Annotated in this window: 15 protein-coding genes; 9 read left to right on the forward strand and 6 right to left on the reverse strand. The window is 72.9% G+C overall.

All coding sequences use genetic code 11. The features are described 5' to 3' along the window. Positions 1–32 precede the first annotated feature (32 nt). Together O7603_RS25620 and mdh are read left to right on the forward strand one after the other, a co-directional pair. Positions 33–893: a bifunctional methylenetetrahydrofolate dehydrogenase/methenyltetrahydrofolate cyclohydrolase gene (locus tag O7603_RS25620; RefSeq protein ID WP_281572302.1), complete on the forward strand. Its 861-nt coding sequence runs from the start codon at positions 33–35 to the stop codon at positions 891–893. Between the two features lie 139 nt (positions 894–1,032). Then, positions 1,033–1,983, forward strand: coding sequence for a malate dehydrogenase (mdh, locus tag O7603_RS25625; protein ID WP_281572303.1), 951 nt, complete (start codon positions 1,033–1,035; stop codon positions 1,981–1,983). Between the two features lie 178 nt (positions 1,984–2,161). Here the strand turns inward: mdh and O7603_RS25630 are convergent, their stop codons facing one another. After that, entirely contained in the window at positions 2,162–2,971 is an 810-nt protein-coding gene (locus tag O7603_RS25630) for an MBL fold metallo-hydrolase (protein ID WP_281572304.1), read from the reverse strand. 162 nt (positions 2,972–3,133) lie between these two features. Here O7603_RS25630 and O7603_RS25635 point away from each other — a divergent pair, with 162 nt between their 5' ends. After that, positions 3,134–4,348: an NADP-dependent isocitrate dehydrogenase gene (locus O7603_RS25635; protein WP_281572305.1), complete on the forward strand. Its 1,215-nt coding sequence runs from the start codon at positions 3,134–3,136 to the stop codon at positions 4,346–4,348. Between the two features lie 331 nt (positions 4,349–4,679). Here the strand turns inward: O7603_RS25635 and galT are convergent, their stop codons facing one another. The 4 genes from galT to O7603_RS25655 form a co-directional block, all read right to left on the reverse strand. Beyond that, positions 4,680–5,756, reverse strand: a complete 1,077-nt coding sequence (gene galT / locus O7603_RS25640; protein WP_281572306.1) for a galactose-1-phosphate uridylyltransferase — start codon at positions 5,754–5,756, stop codon at positions 4,680–4,682. Further along, positions 5,753–6,571, reverse strand: a complete 819-nt coding sequence (locus tag O7603_RS25645; RefSeq protein ID WP_281572307.1) for a DeoR/GlpR family DNA-binding transcription regulator — start codon at positions 6,569–6,571, stop codon at positions 5,753–5,755. The genes galT and O7603_RS25645 overlap by 4 nt, the downstream gene beginning before the upstream one ends. Before the next feature lie 112 nt (positions 6,572–6,683). Then, on the reverse strand, positions 6,684–8,213 hold the full coding sequence (gene cysC, locus O7603_RS25650; protein ID WP_281572308.1) for an adenylyl-sulfate kinase: 1,530 nt from the start codon (positions 8,211–8,213) through the stop codon (positions 6,684–6,686). A gap of 110 nt (positions 8,214–8,323) precedes the next feature. Further along, positions 8,324–8,896 carry a DM13 domain-containing protein gene (locus tag O7603_RS25655; protein ID WP_281572309.1) on the reverse strand — a complete coding sequence of 191 codons (573 nt, stop codon included), beginning with the start codon at positions 8,894–8,896 and terminating at the stop codon, positions 8,324–8,326. Positions 8,897–9,055: 159 nt separating this feature from the next. On the opposite strand from O7603_RS25655, the gene O7603_RS25660 reads away from it, so the two are divergent. The 5 genes from O7603_RS25660 (at position 9,056) to O7603_RS25680 (ending at position 13,383) form a co-directional block, all read left to right on the forward strand. Continuing rightward, on the forward strand, positions 9,056–9,970 hold the full coding sequence (locus O7603_RS25660) for an ABC transporter ATP-binding protein (RefSeq protein ID WP_281572310.1): 915 nt from the start codon (positions 9,056–9,058) through the stop codon (positions 9,968–9,970). After that, the gene (locus tag O7603_RS25665) at positions 9,963–10,853 is read left to right on the forward strand and encodes an ABC transporter permease subunit (RefSeq protein WP_281572311.1); all 891 of its coding nucleotides are present in this window, start codon (positions 9,963–9,965) and stop codon (positions 10,851–10,853) included. The genes O7603_RS25660 and O7603_RS25665 overlap by 8 nt, the downstream gene beginning before the upstream one ends. Further along, on the forward strand, positions 10,850–11,821 hold the full coding sequence (locus tag O7603_RS25670) for an ABC transporter ATP-binding protein (protein ID WP_281572312.1): 972 nt from the start codon (positions 10,850–10,852) through the stop codon (positions 11,819–11,821). Before O7603_RS25665 ends, O7603_RS25670 begins: the two co-directional genes overlap by 4 nt. A 5-nt stretch (positions 11,822–11,826) precedes the next feature. Further along, positions 11,827–12,537, forward strand: coding sequence for an ABC transporter permease (locus O7603_RS25675; protein ID WP_281572313.1), 711 nt, complete (start codon positions 11,827–11,829; stop codon positions 12,535–12,537). Positions 12,538–12,738: 201 nt separating this feature from the next. Next, complete coding sequence (locus tag O7603_RS25680; protein ID WP_281572314.1) at positions 12,739–13,383, forward strand: hypothetical protein; 645 nt, start codon at positions 12,739–12,741, stop codon at positions 13,381–13,383. Positions 13,384–13,414: 31 nt separating this feature from the next. Here O7603_RS25680 and valS read toward each other — a convergent pair whose 3' ends face one another. After that, positions 13,415–15,979 carry a valine--tRNA ligase gene (gene valS, locus O7603_RS25685; protein ID WP_281572315.1) on the reverse strand — a complete coding sequence of 855 codons (2,565 nt, stop codon included), beginning with the start codon at positions 15,977–15,979 and terminating at the stop codon, positions 13,415–13,417. Positions 15,980–16,044: 65 nt separating this feature from the next. Here valS and O7603_RS25690 point away from each other — a divergent pair, with 65 nt between their 5' ends. Further along, the gene (locus O7603_RS25690; protein ID WP_281572316.1) at positions 16,045–16,698 is read left to right on the forward strand and encodes a nitroreductase family protein; all 654 of its coding nucleotides are present in this window, start codon (positions 16,045–16,047) and stop codon (positions 16,696–16,698) included. Positions 16,699–16,712 lie beyond the last annotated feature (14 nt).

Raw genomic sequence — 16,712 nt, forward strand, 5'->3', positions numbered from 1 at the left:
CGGCGGAGGCCCGGCGTGAGACGATTCAGTTCGTGACGGCGACGCTTCTGGACGGCAAGGCGACCGCGGCCGATATCAAGGACGAGCTGCGGGCGCGGGTCAAGGCACTGGCCGAACGCGGTATCACTCCCGGTCTCGGCACCGTCCTGGTCGGTTCCGACCCGGGGTCGCAGGCGTACGTCAACGGCAAGCACCGCGACTGCGCGGAGGTGGGCATCGCCTCGATCCGCCGCGAGCTGCCGGCCGACGCGACCCAGCAGCAGGTCGACGACGTGCTCGCCGAGCTGAACGCGGACCCGGCCTGCCACGGCTACATCGTCCAGCTGCCGCTCCCGGCCCACCTGGACACCCAGCGCGTGCTGGAGCTGATCGACCCGACGAAGGACGCCGACGGCCTGCACCCGGTCAACCTGGGCCGGCTGGTGCTCGGCTACCCCGGCCCGCTGCCGTGCACTCCGCGGGGCATCGTCGAGCTGCTCCGCCGGCACGACGTGGCCCTGCGCGGCGCCACGGTGGCGGTGGTCGGCCGGGGCAACACGGTCGGCCGTCCGCTCGGCCTGCTGCTGACCCGGCGCAGCGAGAACGCGACCGTGACGCTCTGCCACACCGGGACCCTCGACCTCGCCTCGCACACCCGGGCTGCCGACATCGTGATCGTGGCGGCCGGCGTACCGGGCCTGCTCACCGCCGACATGATCACCCCGGGCGCGGTGGTGGTTGACGTCGGCATCACCCGCGTCGTCGGGTCGGACGGCAAGGGTCGCTACACCGGTGACGTCGACGCGGGCGTGGCCGAGGTGGCCGGCGCCCTGGTGCCGATGCCCGGCGGCGTCGGGCCGATGACCCGCGCCATGCTGCTGACCAACGTCGTGGAACGCGCGGAGGAGGGCTGAGCCGCCCGGTCACCGCATCCGGCAGCCGCCGGCTCCCGCCCTGAGCGGTCGCGTCATAACCGTCCGCCCCTGGCCGGATCGGTGCCAGGATGACTGATACGGTCCGGAAAACCGACTGGTATCAGGGAGTGGGACGACCATGGGTAAGAAGGTCACTGTCGTCGGGGCCGGCTTCTACGGCTCCACCACCGCACAGCGCCTGGCCGAGTACGACGTCTTCGACACCGTTGTGATCACCGACATCGTGGAGGGCAAGCCGGCGGGCCTCGCGCTGGACCTCAACCAGTCGCGCCCGATCGAGGGCTTCGAGACGAAGGTCGTCGGCGTCACCACCGGCCCGAACGGCGAGGGCTACGAGGCGATCGAGGGCTCCGACGTCGTGGTCATCACCGCCGGTCTGCCTCGCAAGCCGGGCATGAGCCGGATGGACCTGCTGGAGACGAACGCCAAGATCGTCCGTCAGGTCTCCGAGAACGTCGCCAAGTACGCCCCCAACGCGGTCGTCATCGTGGTCTCCAACCCGCTGGACGAGATGACCGCGCTGGCCCAGCTCGCCACGCAGTTCCCGAAGAACCGGGTGCTCGGCCAGGCCGGCATGCTCGACACCGCCCGGTTCACCAACTTCGTGGCCGAGGCGCTGAACGTGCCGGTGAAGTCGGTCAAGACCCTCACCCTCGGCTCGCACGGCGACACGATGGTGCCGGTGCCGTCGAAGAGCACCGTCAACGGCAAGCCGCTGCGCGAGGTCATGCCCGACGCGCAGATCGAGGAGCTGGTGGTCAAGACCCGTAACGGTGGCGCCGAGGTGGTCGCGTTGCTGAAGACCGGTTCGGCGTACTACGCCCCGTCCGCCGCCGCCGCCAAGATGGCGAAGGCCGTCGCCGAGGACTCGGGCGAGGTCATGCCGGTCTGCGCCTGGGTCGACGGCCAGTACGGCATCTCCGGCGTCTACCTCGGCGTCGAGGCCCAGATCGGCGCCGAGGGCGTCAAGCGGGTCGTCGAGACCGACCTGGACGCCGACGAGCTGGCCAGCCTCAAGGAGGCCGCCGAGGCCGTCCGGGCCAAGCAGGCCGACGTCGCCAACATGTGAGCTGAGCACCACCTCGCGGAGGGGTACGCCGGCACCACCGGCGTACCCCTCCCGCGTCTCCTCCCCATCCGGGCGTCCACCTCGTCGATCATGAAGTTATTGCCGTCCGCGCCGGCGTGTCGCAGCAGTAACTTCATGATCGACGCGGTGGTCGGGAGGGGTGGGGAGGGGGCCGGGGCTAGAGGGGGGTGAAGGGGGCGCCCAGGTGGGGGGTGGCCAGGAGGGTGGGGCCGGGTCGGGTGGCCAGGGCGCGGAGGAGGGTCGTGCGGGAGGCGCGGGCCTGATCCGGGTCCACCTCGTGGGCGTACGCCAGCTCCGGGTCGACCAGCTGGACGGCGTGCACCAGCAGGTCGCCGGTGAGCAGCAGTCGCTCGTCGTGGCCGTCGAGCAGCACGCACTGGTGCCCCGGCGTGTGCCCCGGCGTCGGCAGCAGGCGTATCCCCGGCCCGATCGTGGCCTCGCCGTCGACCTCGCGGAGCTGGCCGGCGGCGCGCAACGGGGCGACCAGCCGGGCGCGCAGCTCCGGGTTCACGGCGTCGAGGGCGGCCAGCTCCGCCCGCTGCACCAGGTACTCCGCCTCCCGGAAGTACGGCGTGCCCGGCGACCCGGTGACCGCCCAGCCGACGTGGTCGGTGTGCAGGTGGGTCAGCACCACCGTCCGGACGTCGTCCGGGTCGATGCCGGCGGCGGCCAGCTCCTCCGGTAGCCGGCCCGGCACCGGGGCCCAGCTCGCCGCGGGGGAGCCGGCCGGTCCGATCCCCGCGTCGACCAGGGTGACCGGCCCGTCCCCGGCGCGTACGGCGAAGCTCCGGAAGCGAAGCCACCACCGCCCGTCGGCGGTGACCGACGCCGGGTCGCGGCGGTCCGCCGCACGCCACTGCTCCTCGGTGGCCTCGGGGAACGCGGCCGTGCGGGGCTGGAAGAAGGGCCCCTCGCCGTCGGTGATCGGCGTGACCGTGATAGACCCGAGGGTGCGACTTGGCGGCATCGGGTGATGGTGCCACTGATCCAGACGGCCGGGCATCCCGGTTCCGCCCAAGCCCTCGTCCGGGCAGCTCAACCGCAGGACGGAGGCCGAGTGGGGAACGCCAGCCGGTTCCAGTACGCTCGTACTGCTTGAGCACGTGTCCCCCGAGAGGAGCGCCGGCCGATGGCGAAGATCAAGGTAAACAACCCGGTCGTGGAGCTCGACGGCGACGAGATGACCCGGATCATCTGGAAGCAGATCCGGGAGCAGCTGATCCTGCCCTACCTCGACGTCGACCTGCACTACTACGACCTGTCGATCCAGCACCGCGACGAGACCGATGACCAGGTCACCGTCGACGCGGCCAACGCCATCAAGGAGCACGGCGTCGGCGTGAAGTGCGCCACGATCACCCCGGACGAGGCCCGGGTCGAGGAGTTCGGCCTCAAGAAGATGTGGCGGTCGCCGAACGGCACCATCCGCAACATCCTCGGCGGCGTCGTCTTCCGTGAGCCGATCATCATGTCGAACGTGCCGCGGCTGGTCCCCGGCTGGACCAAGCCGATCATCATCGGTCGGCACGCCCACGGCGACCAGTACAAGGCCACCGACTTCGTCGTCCCCGGCCCCGGCAAGGTGACCGTCACCTACACCCCGGCCGACGGCTCCGCGCCGATGGAGATGGAGGTCGCCAACTTCTCCGGCGGCGGCATCGCCATGGGCATGTACAACTTCGACGAGTCGATCCGGGACTTCGCCCGGGCGTCGTTCCGGTACGGCCTGGACCGCAACTACCCGGTCTACCTGTCGACGAAGAACACCATCCTCAAGGCGTACGACGGCCGGTTCAAGGACATCTTCGCCGAGGTGTTCGAGAACGAGTTCAAGGCCGAGTTCGACGCCGCCGGCATCACCTACGAGCACCGGCTGATCGACGACATGGTCGCCGCCGCCCTCAAGTGGGAGGGTGGCTACGTCTGGGCCTGCAAGAACTACGACGGTGACGTGCAGTCCGACACCGTCGCGCAGGGCTTCGGCTCGCTCGGCCTGATGACCTCGGTGCTGCTCTCCCCGGACGGCCGCACGGTCGAGGCCGAGGCCGCGCACGGCACGGTCACCCGGCACTACCGGCAGTGGCAGAAGGGCGAGAAGACCTCGACCAACCCGATCGCGTCGATCTACGCCTGGACCCGGGGCCTGGCCCACCGGGGCAAGCTGGACGGCACCCCGGCGGTGACCGAGTTCGCCAACACCCTGGAGCAGGTCATCGTCGACACCGTCGAGGGCGGCCAGATGACCAAGGACCTGGCGCTGCTCATCTCGCGCGACGCCCCGTGGCTGACCACCGACGAGTTCATGAACACGCTCGACGAGAACCTGGCGCGCAAGCTCGCCTGACCCTCGTCACGCACCCCACGGGCCCGCCGGCATCATGCCGGCGGGCCCCGTCGTGTCGGCGCGCTCCGTCACCATGTCCGGCGCGCCTCGTTGACCAGGATGGACGAGATGCCAGTCGCGTCCAGGAAGGTTGACCGCGGTCGCCTCGCGGCACGAGTGCCGATCAGCCAGCCTTCCCGGCTGTCGTAGCGCAGCCAGCCGTCCCTTCCCTGCGGGGGGCCCTGTCCCGGGCCCCCCGCGCCCTGTTCCCAGGTCCCTCCGGCGTCGGCCACCCCGGGCCGCCGTGCCGGTCGGGCGGCCTGCCCGTCAGGCGGGAGCGAGCCGGCCGCGGTCAGGCGGCGCGGAGCAGTTCGGCGGCGCGTTCCGGGGCGATGTCGTTGATGAAGACGCCCATGCCGGACTCGGAGCCGGCCAGGAACTTCAGCTTGTCCTTCGCCCGTCGGATGCTGAACAGCTGCAGATGCAGGTGGCCCAACTCGCGGTCGATCCGTACCGGCGCCTGGTGCCAGGCGGCGATGTACGGCATGGGCAGGTCGAACAGCCCGTCGAACCGGCGCAGCAGGTCCAGGTAGAGCGGGCCGAACGCGTCCCGCTCGTCGTCGTCGAGCGCCGGGATGTCCGGCACCGGGCGGTGCGGCGCCACGTGCACCTCGAACGGCCAGCGGGCGGCCGCGGGGACGTACGCCGTCCAGTGCTCATTGCTCGCGACCACGCGGTCGCCCGCGGCCCGCTCGGCGGCGAGCACGTCCGCGTAGAGGTTGCCACCGCCGGTGCGCTCGGCGTGCCGGCGCGCGACGGCCAGCAGCGCCCGGGTCCGCGGCGTGACGAACGGGTACGCGTAGATCTGGCCGTGCGGGTGGTGCAGGGTCACGCCGATCTCGACGCCGCGGTTCTCGAAGCAGAACACCTGCTCCACGCCGGGCAGGTCGCCCAGCGCCACCGTGCGGTCGGCGAGCGCGTCGAGCACGGTGCGGACCCGGTGGGGCGGGAGGCTGGCGAACGACGCGTTGTGGTCGGAGGTGAAGCAGACCACCTCGCAGCGTCCGAGCCCCGGACGCAGCGGGGTGAAGGGGGTTATCTCCCCGGGCTCGTCGGCCACCCGGCCGCTCAGCGACGGGAACCGGTTCTCGAAGACCACCACGTCGTAGTCGGGTGCCGGAATCTCGGTGAGCCGGTCACCCACCGACGGGTCGAGCGGGCACTGGTCGGCCGGTGGCAGGAAGGTGCGGGTCTGCCGGTGCACCGCGACCGCCACCCACTCGTCGGTCAGCGGGTCGTAGCGCAGCTGGGACGCGGGCGGCGGGGGCGGCAGCTCGCGCCGGTCCGGCTGGTCGCGGGCGGCGTCGTCCCGCTCGTCGAAGTAGATCAGTTCCCGGCCGTCCGCCAGTTCGATCGCGGTGCGCTTCACTCCGCAGCCCCTCCACTCGTCGGCGTGCCCGTCGCCCGGCCCGCCCTCGTCACCATCACCAGTTCGCCCACCCGCTCGCCGAGTACCCGCCGCGCCTCCGGCGGCAACCGGTCGTCGGTGACCAGCACGTGCGCCGCGGAGAGCTCGACGATCGAGGAGATGCCCACCGTGTTCCACTTGCTGTGGTCGGCGAGCACCACCAGCCGGTCCGCCGCGGCCACCAGGGCCCGGTCGGTCTCCGCCTCCATCAGGTTCGGGGTGGTGAAGCCGGCCCGTTCGCTTATGCCGTGCACGCCAAGGAAGAGCAGGTCCAGGTGGAGCGACCGGATCGCCCCGACGGCCAGCGGCCCGACCAGCGCGTCGGACGGCGTCCGCACCCCACCGGTGAGCACCACCGTCTGGTCCGGCCGGCCACCGGCGTGCAGGATCTCGGCGACCGGAAGCGAGTTGGTCACCACGGTCAGCCCGGGCACGTCCACCAGCCGGCGGGCCAACTCGGCGGTGGTGGTGCCGGCCGAGAGCGCGATCGCCGCGCCCGGCCGGACCAGTCGCGCGGCGTGGTCGGCGATGGCGGCCTTCTCGGACGGCTGCTGGACCGACTTCGCCCGGAAGCCGGGCTCGTCGGTCGAGCCGGGCCCCGCGACGGTGGCCCCGCCGTGCACCTTGGCGAGCAGGCCGCGCTCGTGGAGCGACTCGAGGTCGCGCCGGATGGTCATGTCCGAGACGCCGAACTCGACGGCCAGTTCGGTGACCCGGACCCCGCCGGCCGCCCGGACCCGCTCCAGGATGGCCGCCTGCCGCTGCTGCGCCAGCATCCGCCGCACCTCCGGGCCGTCCACGCACTCTCACGCGGTCAAACGTGTTCCAACAAGAATGAACACTAGCGCGTAGCCGGAAGCGGCGGAAGGAACGGGGGTGTCCCGAGGGTCAGGCGGACTGGAGCCGGGGCTCGACCCAGCCCGTCTCGGTCAGGTGGCGCAGCACCACCTGCACCGCCTCGTCCACGGCCAGGTCGCTGGTGTCCACCACCAGGTCGGCGTCGGTCGGCTCCTCGTACGGGTCGTCGACGCCGGTCATCCCGGTGAGCTGGCCGGCCCGGGCCCGGGCGTACAGGCCCTTGCGGTCGCGCCGCTCGCAGACCTCCAGCGGGGTGGCGACGTGAACGAGCACGAAACCCGCCCCGGCCGCGAACGCCATCTCCCGGGCGGTGGCCCGGGCCGCCGCGTACGGGGCGATGGGGCAGCAGATGGACAGGCCACGGTGCCGGGCGATCTCGGCCGCCACCCACCCGATGCGGCGGACGTTGAGGTCCCGGTCGGTCTTGGTGAACCCGAGCCCGGCGGAGAGTTCCCGGCGGACCACGTCGCCGTCGAGCAGGGTGACCGTCCGGTCGCCGGTCTCGCGCAGGGCGTCCGACAGCCCTCGGGCGATGGTCGACTTGCCCGACCCCGAGAGCCCGGTCAGGAAGACCACCAGACCCCGGTGCCGCCGCGGCGGCCGGACCTTGGCCAGTTCCTTGGCCACCGCCGGTGGGGTGTGCCACTCGGGCAGCGGGAAGCCCCGGTCCAGCAGGTCGTCGATCTCCTCCTGGGTCAGCGCCAGTCGCCGGTTGCGCGGCGGGATGTCCTCCCGCCAGCGCCACTGGCCGTCCCGGTTGTCGTACGCCAGCTCGCGCGGCACCAGCACGCGCAGCCCGGCGCCGGAGAGCATCTCGCCGGTCGACAGCAAATGGGTGACGCCGTACGCGGCCGACACCCGGGCCCGCAGCAGCGCGTCGCTGATCTCGTCGGGGCGGCTGGAGAGGGGCACGGCGACCAGGGTGGCCGGCGGCATCCGGTCCCGGGCCGCGAAGATCGCCCGGACCAGCGCCTCGGGCGGCAGCCCGCGCGAGCCCCCCTCGCCGACCGGGATCAGGACCAGCAGGTGCGCCCCGAGGGTGCGGGCGGCGTGCGCGATCTGGGCGAGCTGCGGGCGGTGCAGCGGACGGTCGGCGATCACCCCGAGCACCCGGCCCGGAGGCAGCAGCGACCGTACCTCCTCGGGGGTGCGGCGCAGTCGCTGGAACGGGCCGTGCCCTCCGTCGCCCAGCCGGCGTACGGCGCCACCGACGCCGGTCACCCCGTCGCGGACCGGCCACGCGTCGACCACGTCCAGCCCGGCCACCGGAGCGCCCTCGCCGTCGGTGAGCACCAGTGCGCGGCGCGCGGGGTCGCGCGGGTCGAGCCCCTGCGCGAGCGCGGTCGGCACCTGGAGGGTCACCGGGACCTGCCACGGGGCGCCGTCGGCGAGCCGGCCGCGCCGGCTGACCGAGACCAGGTCCGCCCGCGTCATGAAGCCGGTGAGCGGCGCGTACGCCCCGGTCAGCAGGAGTTCCAGGTCAGCCAGCTCCCCCGGGCGCGGCGTGTACGCCGGCGCATCCCGCAGCACCTCGTCGGGCAGCACCCACCCGTTGCTCATCACTTCCCCCACTCGCTGGCCGGCACACAGTTTCGCAGCCGACCGCCGATCGGTCGAGAGTGCCACTCCACGACCGAAACGTGACCGGTGGGGTGCGGGGTGCGGCGGGATCAGCCGACGGGGTCCAGGGGCGCCGCGCCGAACGACACGGCGAATCGCTTGCACCAGATCGAGACGCTGGTCAAGCCGGCCAGATCCACGGCGCTCGGTATCTCGTAGCCCTGGTCCCCCCGGTTGCCCTTGAGCCGGCCCAGCTCCACCCAGCGACCGTCGTCGAAGACGCGCCAGCCCGCCGTGCCGTCGCGTACCGGCTGGTCGGTGAGCCAGACGCGGAGGTCCGGCCCGTTCGACGTGGCCAGGCCGACGAGCTCCAACCGGTGCCGCCCGGCCGCGTCCCGGACGATCCGGGCAGTGCCCTCGGTGTCGTGCTCGTGGGTGACGAACGTTCCGCTGCGGACCACCGTCGGCCCGGCCGGGGCCGCGGTCGCCGACGTGCCGGCCACCGGCCCGACCGACGTCGGCCCGACCGCCGGAACGCTGGCCACCACCGACAACTCCTCGTCCACCTCGGCATCGGTGACCAGCTTCCACGGCTGGAACCACCAGAGCCCGAGGGCGGACGCCGCGACGATCGCGGCGACCGCGAGCCAGGTCAGCGGGGTGTGCGGCAGGCGACGGAGCATGGGCACAGTCTGCCGTCGCAGCGGCCTCCGGGGCGTTACCAAAGCCTTACCGGCAGCGCGCCGACGGCACGCCCTAGGGGTCGACGCCGGCAAGGATCGGGGGAGTACCAGGGGCGTGCCGGGCACCGCGACGGGCGCCGGCTGCCTACGCTGGGCGTCGTGACACTGATCGCGACCGAGTCGCTGACCAAGACGTACGGGGGTGGGGTCACCGCGCTGGCCGACCTCACCGTCGCGGTCGAGCCCGGGATCATCGGCCTGGTGGGCGCGAACGGCGCCGGCAAGTCGACCCTGATCAAAATCCTGCTCGGCCTGCTCCCGCCGACGAGCGGCCGGGTCCAGGTCCTGGGCCTCGACCCGACCACCGACTCCGCCGCGGTGCGCGCGCGCGTCGGTTACATGCCCGAGCACGACGCCCTGCCGCCCGACCTGAGCGCCGCCGAGCTGGTCACCCACCTCGGGCGGATGAGCGGTCTGCCGCGCACGGTCGCCCGCGAGCGGGCGTCGGAGGCGCTGCGGCACGTCGGGCTCTACGAGGAGCGCTACCGCCCGGTGGGCGGCTACTCCACCGGTATGAAGCAGCGGGTGAAGCTGGCCCAGGCGCTGGTGCACGACCCGGACCTGCTGCTGCTCGACGAGCCGACCAACGGCCTCGACCCGGCCGGCCGGGACGCCATGCTCGCGCTGGTGCACCGGATCGGCACCGAGTTCGGCATCTCGGTGCTGGTCTGTTCGCACCTGCTCGGCGAGGTGGAGCGGATCTGCGACACCCTGGTCGCCATCGACGGCGGCCGGTTGCTGCGCGCCGACCACATCTCGGCGATGACCTCCGCCACCGACGTGCTCGCCGTCGAGGTGAGTGAGGGCACCGAGGACCTGGCCGCCCGGCTCGCCGCGCTGCGCCTGCCGGTGCGCAGGGACGGGCGGCTGCTGCTCGTCGAACTCGCCGACGACGCCACCTACGACCTCATCCTTGGCGCGGTCGCCGAGCTGGACCTGCCGCTGCACCGGCTCGACCAGCGCCGGCACCGGGTGGCCGAACTCTTCGCCACGAGGGAGCCCAGCCATGCCTGAGCCCACCGGTGTCATCCACGACATCGGCTACCAGCGCTACACCGGCCCGCGACTGGGCCGCCGACACGTCTTCGGCGCGCTCTACCTGCACGGGCTGCGGACCGCCTTCGGTCTGGGGCGCAGCGCCAAGGCGAAGATCTTCCCCTGGCTGGTGGTCGGCATCGTCACCGTGGTCGCCGCCGGGGTCACCGCGGTGCGCAGCCAGATCGGCGAGGTGGTGATGACGTACGCCCAGTTCGCCGACGCGATGAGCTGGCTGGTCATCTTCTTCGTCGCGGTGGTCGCCCCGGAGCTGGTCTCCCGCGACCTGCGCAGCGGGGTGCTGCCGCTCTACTTCTCCCGGCCGCTGCCGCGCTCCGACTATCCGCTGGCCAAGCTGCTGGCCCTGGTGACCGCGCTCTGGCTGCTGCTCGGCGCGCCGCAGCTGGTGATGTTCCTCGGCGCCGCGTTCACCACCGACAACGGCATGACCGGGGTCTGGAACGAACTGCTCGACCTGGTGCCCGGCCTGCTCTACGCCGGTCTCTGGGCGGTGGTCTTCGCCTCGGTCGGTCTGCTGGTCGCCTCGCTCACCGGCAAGCGGGCGTTCGCCGCGGGTGGGATCGTGGCGGTGTTCCTGATGACCACGCCGATCGTGGGCACGCTGTCGATCATGCCGTCCCAGGCGGTCAACGAGCTGGCCGGCCTCGCCTCGCCGTCCACCCTGGTGCAGGGGGTCGGGGTCTGGTCCCTCGGCGACCTGCTGATCACCAACGGCGGCGCCGACCAGTCCGAGTCGCTGATCGGGGACTTCGGCCCGGTCTACGCGGTCGCCGCCGCGCTGCTCGTGGCCGCCTGCGTCACCCTGCTGCTGGCCCGGTACCGGAAGGTGGCCGCCCGATGAGCGCGACGAGCGCCGACACCCGGACGATGGCGGGCGGCGAGCCGACCGCCCCGACCGTGAGCACGTTGGATCTGGCGGGCGTCTCCCGCTGGTACGGCAACGTGGTGGCGGTCAACGACGTCAGCATGCGCCTCGGCCCGGGCGTCACCGGGCTGCTCGGCCCGAACGGCGCGGGCAAGACCACCCTGCTGCACATGATGGCCGGCTTCCTCGCCGCGTCGCGCGGCACGGTCACCCTGGACGGCGCGCCGACCTGGCGCAACCCGGAGGTCTACCGTCGGCTCGGGCTGGTCAGCGAGCGCGAGGCGGTGCACACGTTCCTCAGCGCGTACGAGTTCGTGCTGGCCAGCGCGAAGCTGCACCGGCTGCCGGATCCCGAGGAGGCCGCCCGCCGGGCGATCGCGCTGGTCGAGCTGGAGAGCGCGCAGGACCGGCGGATCGGCACATACTCCAAGGGCATGCGGCAGCGTGCCCGCGTCGCCGCGGCGCTGGTGCACGACCCGCAGGTGCTGCTGCTCGACGAGCCGTTCAACGGGATGGACCCGCGCCAGCGGCTGCACATGATGGACCTGCTGCACCGCCTCGGTGGCGCCGGCCGGACCATCCTGTTCAGCTCGCACATCCTGGAGGAGGTCGAGCAGGTCTCGGGCACCGTCCAGGTGATGGTCGCCGGCCGGCTGGCCGCCTCGGGTGACTTCCGGACCATCCGCCGGTTGATGACGAACCGCCCGCACGTCTTCGCGGTGCGCTCCACCGACGACCGGGCGCTGGCGGTGGCCCTGATGGCCGAGGCGTCGGTGACCGGGGTCGAGCTGGGCCGCACCGGGCTGACCGTGCGGGCGGGCGACTACGGCGCCTTCACCCGGGCGCTGCCGAAGATCGCCCTGGCCCGGGGCATCCGGGTCCAGCAACTGGTGCCCGAGGACGAGTCCCTGGAGAGCGTCTTCTCCTACCTGGTGGAGGCCTGAGCCCGATGTCGACCGTTTCCTGGATCACCGCCCGCGGTCTCTTCGGCCGTCGCCGGTTCCTGCTGCTGTTCCCGCTCCCGGTGGTGCTGGTGCTGCTCGCCGTGCTCTCCCGCGGGCTCGGCGTGGACCCGGGCGAGTGGGGCCCTCCGGTGTTGGTCGGTCTCGGGCTGGCCGTGGTGCTGCCGGTGGTCGCGCTGATCGTCGGCACCGGGGTGCTCGGGGCCGAGATCGACGACGGCACCGTGGTGCACATCCTCACCAAGCCGCTCCCGCGCTGGCAGATCGTGCTGCCCAAGCTCGCGGTGGCGACCGGCGTCACCGCGGTCACCGTCGCCGTGCCGCTCTACGTCGCGGGCGTGCTGGCCCATTCGGTACGCCTCGGCCTGGGTCTCGCGGCCGCCGCCTGCCTCGGGGCGCTCGCGTACTCGGCGCTGTTCCTCGCGCTCAGCCTGCTGACCCGGCGGCCGGTGCTGCTCGGCCTGGTCTACGTGCTGATCTGGGAGGGCCTGCTGGGCAACTTCGTGAGCGGCACCAAGGTGCTCTCCATTCAGCAGTACGTGATCGCCCTCGCCGACCGGTTGGCGCCGAGCGGGTTGCTGGAGACCACCGTCTCCGTGCCGGTGGCGGCGGTGATGAGCGCGCTGGTCAGCGTCGGGTTCACCGTGCTGGCGATCGACCGGTTGCGGTCGTTCAGCGTCGCTGGCGAGACGAGCTGAGCCGAGAGCGCCGCGGTCCGTCCGTCACGAGCGCCATACCGGATGACTCTCCGGGGTGGCGCTCGTCGTCGTCCGGCGTCGGCCGTCACGCGCCGCGCACACGGGGCGGGGGTGCCGGGCCGGCAGGGGGCGGTTCACCCGCCCTGGGAAGGTAGGGCTGGCCGGATGGACCGGGCCGGCCCGGTCGGCGAGGCTGGACGCGTGAGTGCAGAAGCGGGACAGGTGCTGGCACGCCGGCCGTATCCGGGCGCGCGGCACTGGCTGGTGAGCCTGGGCGTGACCGGGTCGGCCGCCGCCGCGACCACTACGGTCGCCCAGGGCAGCGGTCACTTCCACTGGTGGGCGGGGTTCGTGCTGATCCCCGGCGCCCTGATCGCCGCGAGCGGCGGGCCCCTGCTGGCCCGGGGCGGCGGGCGGGCCTTCGCCGGGTACGTCGTCGCCTGCGTCGGCACCCTGGTCTTCGCCACCGGCGCGCTGCTCATGTTCGGCGTGATGTCCCGGGGCTGGCCAGTAATGATCATGCTGCCCTGCCTCGCGGTGGCCGGCACCTACGTGTGGCGGCCGGCGCATCCGCTGGCCCGGGGGCTGCATCGGGCGGTGGCCCTGCTCGCGCTGGCCGGGGCGCTGCTCGGCGCCACCTTCCAGGTGATCCGCGCCGGTCTGGTGGACTTCGGCGACACCGGCTGGTGGGGGGCGTTCCTGATGCTGGCCGGGGTGATCGTGCTCGGCAACGCGGTCGAGTTGACCCGGCACCGGATGCCGTACCGGCTTCAGGCCATCACCCTGCTGGTCGGGCCCGCCGCGGTCGCGTTCCTGCTCGGGCTCCGCTTCCTGCGCGGCTGGTGATCCCCGAGGCGACCCCGGGGATCACCAGGAATCAGAAGGCGGAGGCGATCACCAACTCGGTGGTGCGGTCGGGCAGCAGGTCCAGCTTGCCGATCCGGCCGGCGGCCCGCAGGTCGTCGGCGATCAGCGTGAGGTTCGCCAGCATCGCCGCCGGGCCGAGCGCCTCGGCCAGCGGCACCTCGGCCCGCATCGAGAGCTTCCGCTCCGACTTGGCCCGCCGCACCTGGCTGAGCGCCTCCCCGGCGAGCCGGAGCAGCTCCGGGTCACCCTCGCCCTCGATCGCGCGACCCACCTCGTACGTGGTCGGCCACGGAGCGCGGTGCACCGAGCCGTACCGCCACCACGACCAGACCTCCTCGGTGACGTACGGCAGCACCGGAGCGAAGAGCCGCAACTGCACCGACAGGGCGGTGGCCAGCGCCGCCCGGGCCGAGTCGGCGCGCGGGCCGGTGCCGTAGGCGCGTTCCTTGACCAGCTCGATGTAGTCGTCGCAGAACCGCCAGAAGAACGACTCCGTCGCCAGCAGGGCTGCCGTGTGGTCGTACCCCTCGAAGGCGGACGTCGCGGCGGTGACCACGCCGGAGAGTTCGGCGAGCATGGCCCGGTCCAGTGGCTCGGTCGCGGCGGCGCGCAACGCGTCGGCGGCGCCGAGCCCGAGGGCGAACTTCGACGCGTTGAGCAGCTTGGTGGCGAGCCGCCGGCCGATCTTGATCTGGGCGGGGTCGAAGGCCAGGTCCATGCCGGGTTTGCCGCTCGCCGCCCAGTACCGCACGGCGTCCGAGCTGTGCTGCTCCAGCAGCGCGAGCGGCGTGACCACGTTCCCCTTCGACTTGGACATCTTCTTCCGGTCCGGGTCGAGGATCCAGCCGGAGAGTTCCGCGTCCCGCCAGGGCAGCACGCCGTGCTCGAAGTGGGACCGGACGATGGTGGCGAAGAGCCAGGTGCGGATGATGTCGTGCCCCTGCGGGCGCAGGTCCATCGGGAAGACCCGGGCGAAGAGGTCCGGGTCGGTCTCCCAGCCGCCGACGATCTGCGGCGTCAGCGAGGACGTGGCCCAGGTGTCCAGCACGTCCGGGTCGCCCAGGAAGCCCCCGGGCTGGCCGCGCTGGGACTCGTCGTAGCCCGGCGGCGGGTCGGTGGACGGGTCGACCGGCAGCGCGGACTCGTCCGGCGTGAGAGGGTGGGACCAGACCGGCTCGCCAGCGTCGTCGAGCCGGTACCACACCGGCACCGGCACGCCGAAGTAGCGCTGCCGGCTGACCAGCCAGTCGCCGGTCAGGCCGCTCACCCAGTGCTCGTAGCGGTGCCGCATGTGCTCCGGCACCCAGTGCAGCTCCCGGCCGCGGGCCTGCAGCTCCGCGCGCAGCTCGGGATCGCGCCCGCCGTTGCGCAGATACCACTGCCGGGTCGACACGATCTCCAGCGGCCGGTCGCCGCGCTCGTAGAACTTGACCGGGTGGGTGATCGGGCGCGGCTCGCCGACCAGGTCGCCCGCGTCGGCGAGCATCCCGACGATCTCCCGTCGGGCGCCGTTGACGGTCTGCCCGGCCAGCGCCGCGTACGGCTGCGCCGGCACGCCCGCCGGCGGTTCCGGCAGCAGCCGCCCGTCCCGGCCGATCACGACGCGGGTCTCCAGTCGCAGATCCCGCCACCAGGTCACGTCGGTCAGGTCGCCGAACGTGCAGACCATCACCAGGCCGGTGCCCTTGGCCGGGTCGGCGAGCGGATGGGCGTGCACCGGCACCTCCACTCCGAAGAGCGGGCTCCGCGCGGTGACGCCGACCAGGTCGGCGTAGCGCTCGTCGTCCGGGTGGCAGACCAGGGCCACGCACGCCGGCAGCAGCTCCGGGCGGGTGGTGTCGATCAGCACCTCGCGCCCGCCCGGGCCGGTGAACCGCAGCCGGTGGTAGGCGCCGGGGCGCTCCCGGTCCTCCAACTCGGCCTGCGCCACCGCGGTGCCGAAGCCGACGTCCCAGAGGGTCGGCGCCTCCGCCTGGTACGCCTCGCCGCGCGCCAGGCTGCGCACGAACGCGCGCTGGCTCGTGGCCCGGGCGACCCGGCCGATCGTGGTGTACGTCAGCGACCAGTCGACCGACAGCCCGAGCCGACGCCAGAGCGCCTCGAAGACCTGCTCGTCGGCGACGGTGAGCCGCTCGCAGAGCTCGATGAAGTTGCGCCGGGAGATCGGGATCGGGTTCTTCCGGACCTCGTCGGAGACCGGGGTGGCCGGCGGCCGCCAGACCGGGTCGTACGGCAGCGCCGGGTCGCAGCGCACCCCGTACACGTTCTGCACCCGCCGCTCGGTCGGCAGGCCGTTGTCGTCCCAGCCCATCGGGTAGAACACCGCCCGGCCGCGCATCCGCTGGAACCGGGCGACGGTGTCGGTGTGCGTGTACGAGAAGACGTGCCCCATGTGCAGCTCGCCCGATACGGTCGGCGGAGGCGTGTCGATCGCGTATACGTCCGAGCGCTCCTTCGAGCGGTCGAACGCGTACGTGCCCTCCTCCTGCCAGCGGCGCGCCCAGGTCTCCTCGAGCCCGTCCAGGGTCGGACGCTCGGGGAGGCCGGCGCGGGCCGTCCTCGCCGTATCAGTCATCCTGCGATCGTAGGCAGCCGCCAACGGCGGGACCACGCGTTAACCCACGTGCCACGATGGAATTCGTGCCGACGCCTCAGCTGAGCCCCGACGAGCTGCTCACCACCACCCGCACGGTCCGCCGCCGGCTGGACCTGACCCGGCCGGTGCCGATGGAGTTGATCCGCGAGTGCCTGGAGATCGCGCTCCAGGCGCCCAGCGGCTCCAACCGGCAGGGCTGGCAGTTCGTGGTGGTCACCGACCCGATGCTGCGGGCCGAGATCGGCCTGCTCTACCAGCGGGCGGTGCACGCGTACCTCGCCTCGGAGGGGTCGGCGGCGCGGCTGTTCCCCGAGGACCCGGCGCGGGCCGCGGTGCAGCGCCGGGTGGGGGAGAGCGTGGCCTGGCTCGGCGACCGGATGGGCCAGGTGCCGGTGCTCATGATCCCGTGCCTGCGGCTGCACGGTGGCGGCGAGCTGGCGGCCGGCAACCAGGCGGGGCTCTGGGGGTCCCTGCTGCCGGCGGTCTGGAGCTACATGCTCGCCGCCCGGGCACGCGGCCTGGGGACCGCGTGGACCACGCTGCACCTGACGTACGAGGCGGAGGTGGCCGAGCTGCTCGGCCTCCCGGAGGAGGTGCGCCAGGCGGCGCTGATCCCGACCGCCTGGTACACGGGTGCGGGCTTCCGGCCGGCGAACCGGCAGCCCCTGGACGAGGTGCTGCACGTCGACCAGTGGTAGCCACGACCTGGGCG

It is taken from the genome of Micromonospora sp. WMMD812 (assembly GCF_027497215.1).
Classification (GTDB): domain Bacteria; phylum Actinomycetota; class Actinomycetes; order Mycobacteriales; family Micromonosporaceae; genus Micromonospora.

Excerpts from the sequence above, each read along its gene's own strand:
- mdh (WP_281572303.1), top strand. The coding sequence starts at position 1,033 with ATGGGTAAGAAGGTCACTGTCGTCGGGGCCGGCTTCTACGGCTCCACC.
- O7603_RS25630 (WP_281572304.1), bottom strand. The coding sequence starts at position 2,971 with ATGCCGCCAAGTCGCACCCTCGGGTCTATCACGGTCACGCCGATCACC.
- O7603_RS25635 (WP_281572305.1), top strand. The coding sequence starts at position 3,134 with ATGGCGAAGATCAAGGTAAACAACCCGGTCGTGGAGCTCGACGGCGAC.
- O7603_RS25645 (WP_281572307.1), bottom strand. The coding sequence starts at position 6,571 with ATGCTGGCGCAGCAGCGGCAGGCGGCCATCCTGGAGCGGGTCCGGGCG.
- cysC (WP_281572308.1), bottom strand. The coding sequence starts at position 8,213 with ATGAGCAACGGGTGGGTGCTGCCCGACGAGGTGCTGCGGGATGCGCCG.
- O7603_RS25655 (WP_281572309.1), bottom strand. The coding sequence starts at position 8,896 with ATGCTCCGTCGCCTGCCGCACACCCCGCTGACCTGGCTCGCGGTCGCC.
- O7603_RS25665 (WP_281572311.1), top strand. The coding sequence starts at position 9,963 with ATGCCTGAGCCCACCGGTGTCATCCACGACATCGGCTACCAGCGCTAC.
- O7603_RS25670 (WP_281572312.1), top strand. The coding sequence starts at position 10,850 with ATGAGCGCGACGAGCGCCGACACCCGGACGATGGCGGGCGGCGAGCCG.
- O7603_RS25675 (WP_281572313.1), top strand. The coding sequence starts at position 11,827 with ATGTCGACCGTTTCCTGGATCACCGCCCGCGGTCTCTTCGGCCGTCGC.
- valS (WP_281572315.1), bottom strand. The coding sequence starts at position 15,979 with ATGACTGATACGGCGAGGACGGCCCGCGCCGGCCTCCCCGAGCGTCCG.